The 2,705-nt window shown below is 66.8% G+C and carries 2 protein-coding genes and 1 pseudogene; all 3 read left to right on the top strand.

Annotated features, from left to right (window positions below):
* The first annotated feature begins 115 nt into the window (after window positions 1-115).
* Window positions 116-1,042, top strand: coding sequence for a hydroxymethylbilane synthase (gene hemC / locus EOA33_RS31190; RefSeq protein ID WP_126057516.1), 927 nt, complete (start codon window positions 116-118; stop codon window positions 1,040-1,042).
* A gap of 1 nt (window position 1,043) precedes the next feature.
* A complete protein-coding gene (locus tag EOA33_RS31185; protein ID WP_126057517.1) occupies window positions 1,044-1,760 on the top strand; it encodes a uroporphyrinogen-III synthase in 717 nt (238 codons plus the stop codon).
* A gap of 208 nt (window positions 1,761-1,968) precedes the next feature.
* Window positions 1,969-2,705: pseudogene (locus EOA33_RS31180) on the top strand (phage tail protein); the annotation flags it as partial.

The raw sequence follows: 2,705 nt of genomic DNA, 5'->3' as shown, positions 1-2,705 counted from the left end.
CTCACGTACTTCAAGTACGCTCCGCTCCGGTTCTCGGAACCCACCATTTTCGACCCGGCCTGACCTGAATCTCGGCAGACCTCAGCTTGCCGGGGGTTATCACGGACCGCGCGCCATGCAAACAACCTTGAAAATCGGAACACGCGGCAGCCCGCTGGCGCTTGCCCAGGCGCATGAGACGCGGACGCGGCTGATGGCGGCGCACGGCCTGCCGGAAGAGGCGTTCGAGATCGCCGTCATCTCGACCAGCGGCGACCGCATCCAAGACCGGCCGCTGTCGGAAGCCGGAGGCAAGGGCCTGTTCACCAAGGAGATCGAGGAGGCGATGCTCGCGGGCAGGATCGACATCGCCGTGCATTCCTCGAAGGACATGCCGACGGTTTTGCCGGAGGGGCTCGAACTCTGCGCCTTCCTGCCGCGCGAGGACGCGCGCGACGCCTTCATCGGCAGAGCGGCGAAAACGATCGCCGAATTGCCCCGGGGCGCCAGGGTCGGGTCGTCCTCGCTCCGGCGCCAGGCGCTGATCCGGCGCATGCGGCCGGATCTCGAGGTGGTGATGTTCCGCGGCAATGTGCAGACCAGGCTGCGCAAGCTGGACGAGGGCGTCGCCAACGGCACAATCCTCGCCTATGCCGGGTTGAAACGGCTCGGGCTGGAGCATGTCGTCACCGACCTGATGTCGCTCGAAAAATTTCCGCCGGCGCCAGGGCAAGGCGCGATCTGCATAGAAAGCCGCATCGGCGATGCCGAGGTCGAGAGGATGCTGGCGGCGATCCATGACGCGCCGACGGGCCAGGCGCTGGCCTGCGAGCGCGCTTTCCTGGCGGCGCTCGACGGTTCCTGCCGCACGCCGATCGCCGGCCATGCGACGATTTCGGGCGACAAGCTCTCCTTCGCCGGATTGATCATCGCGCCCGACGGCGCGCAGTCGCATGAGGTCAGGCTGGATGGGCCGGCGCGGGATGCCGCGCGGATCGGCACGCAAGCCGCCAGGGAGGTGCGGGCCAAGGCCGGCGAATCCTTCTTCGAAGGCTGGGCCTGACATGCTCCGCGTTCTGGTGACGCGGCCGGAACCGGGCGCCTCGCGTACCGCGCAACGGCTTGAGGAGATGGGTTTTCAGCCGATCCTGCTGCCGCTGACCGAAACGGTGGCGCTGCCGGCCAAGGCAACCGAAGCGCGGAAGGATGCTATGGCGGTCGCAGCTACCAGCGCCAACGCTGTGCGCCACGCGTCGCGGGAGCTCATCGCCGCACTGGCTGCCTTGCCCTGCCATGCAGTTGGCGAAAGGACTGCGGAAGCGGCGCGCAAGGCAGGCTTCGTGTCGGTGAGCGAAGGCCCCGGCGATGCCGTGGCGCTGGCCGATGCGATCGCCGGCGGCTCTCCGGCAGGGACGATCGTCTATCTCTGCGGCCGCGTGCGCTTTCCTGCCTTCGAGCAGCGCCTCTCGGCGGCCGATATTCCGGTCCGCGCCGTCGAAACCTACGACACGATCGCGCTCAACTATTCTGACGCGGATGTGGTTGCGCGGCTGTCCGGCGGGCCGGTCGATGCGGTCCTGCTCTATTCGGCCAAAGCCGCCCTGGCGATGCAGGTCCTGATCCGGCGACCGGCGCTCGGCGATCATTTTGAAAAGACCAGATTTTTCGCGCTGTCGGGACGTATCGCCGCAGCGCTCGACGGCGTCGCTCCCGAACGGGTTCGCGTCGCCGGGGAACCGCAGGAAGACGCGCTGATCGGGCTATTGCTGGCCGGACGCTAAGCAGATTCCGAAAAGTGTCACACGGTTTTCCGACAAGAATCTGCGACAAGACAAAATGCCTAAGCAGGCATTCGTTGGCTTGCCAAGGAATGCCTGCTTAGGGTCTGTGTCATCACGCCGCCCCTTTTCACCGCTTGGTGATGTGCTAGAGCATCCTTCAGCTCTAGACCCTTTGAACCATCCCAAGCCAATTTGCGGAGCCCAAGCAATGGTCAAGACGCCGAAGATGCGACATTCGAAGAGCCGCCGCGAGCCGGTGACGATCGAACTCGAGCCCGGCGCCGTCTCGCGCATCGTCGAGGAGGATGCGGCGAAGACTGTCGAGGCCGAGGCGGAGGAAGCCGCAAGCGCTTCGCAACCCGAGGCCCCGGCGGAGCCGGTGCATGCCGACCAGGTCGATCATGAGCCCTGGGAGCACAGCGACGCCGCAACGCAGGCCGGAACGGAAGACGCCGCCGCCAAGGGCTCGGATGAGGCGGAACGCCCCTATCCGGCTGGGTCCGACCTGCCGCCGAATCAGACGCACGCTTCCGACTACAGTTTCGAGGATGCCTCGGCCAGGGCGGCCGCCGAAGACGCGCCGAAAGCAACCCGCGCGAGGGAGGACTATATGGCACCGCAGCCGAAACGCGGCGGCCTCAATGGCATTGCCGCCGGCGTGATCGGCGGCGTCATCGCGCTGGCCGCAGCCGGCGGCCTGCAGTTCGCCGGCCTCATCGGCGCGCCGGGGTCGGGCGGCGTCTCGCTCGACGGCGTCAATGGCGAGATCGCCGCGCTGAAGAGCGAGATCGCGGCGCTGAAGGAAAGCGGCGACAAGGGAGTCTCCGCCAAGGTCGAGGGTCTGTCCACGGCGATCGAGCAGGTCAAGTCCGATGTGACGGCGCTGAAATCCTCGGCGGGGCAAGGCGGTGACAGTGCCGCGCTCAAGGCGCTCGCCGACAAGGT

Origin of the sequence: Mesorhizobium sp. M4A.F.Ca.ET.050.02.1.1, from assembly GCF_003997725.1 — a bacterium.
In the GTDB taxonomy this organism is placed as follows: domain Bacteria; phylum Pseudomonadota; class Alphaproteobacteria; order Rhizobiales; family Rhizobiaceae; genus Mesorhizobium.
This window is presented reverse-complemented; position numbering and strand designations above follow the sequence as displayed.

Coding starts and splice junctions, on each gene's coding strand:
- EOA33_RS31185 (WP_126057517.1), top strand. CDS start 1,044: ATGCTCCGCGTTCTGGTGACGCGGCCGGAACCGGGCGCCTCGCGTACC.
- hemC (WP_126057516.1), top strand. CDS start 116: ATGCAAACAACCTTGAAAATCGGAACACGCGGCAGCCCGCTGGCGCTT.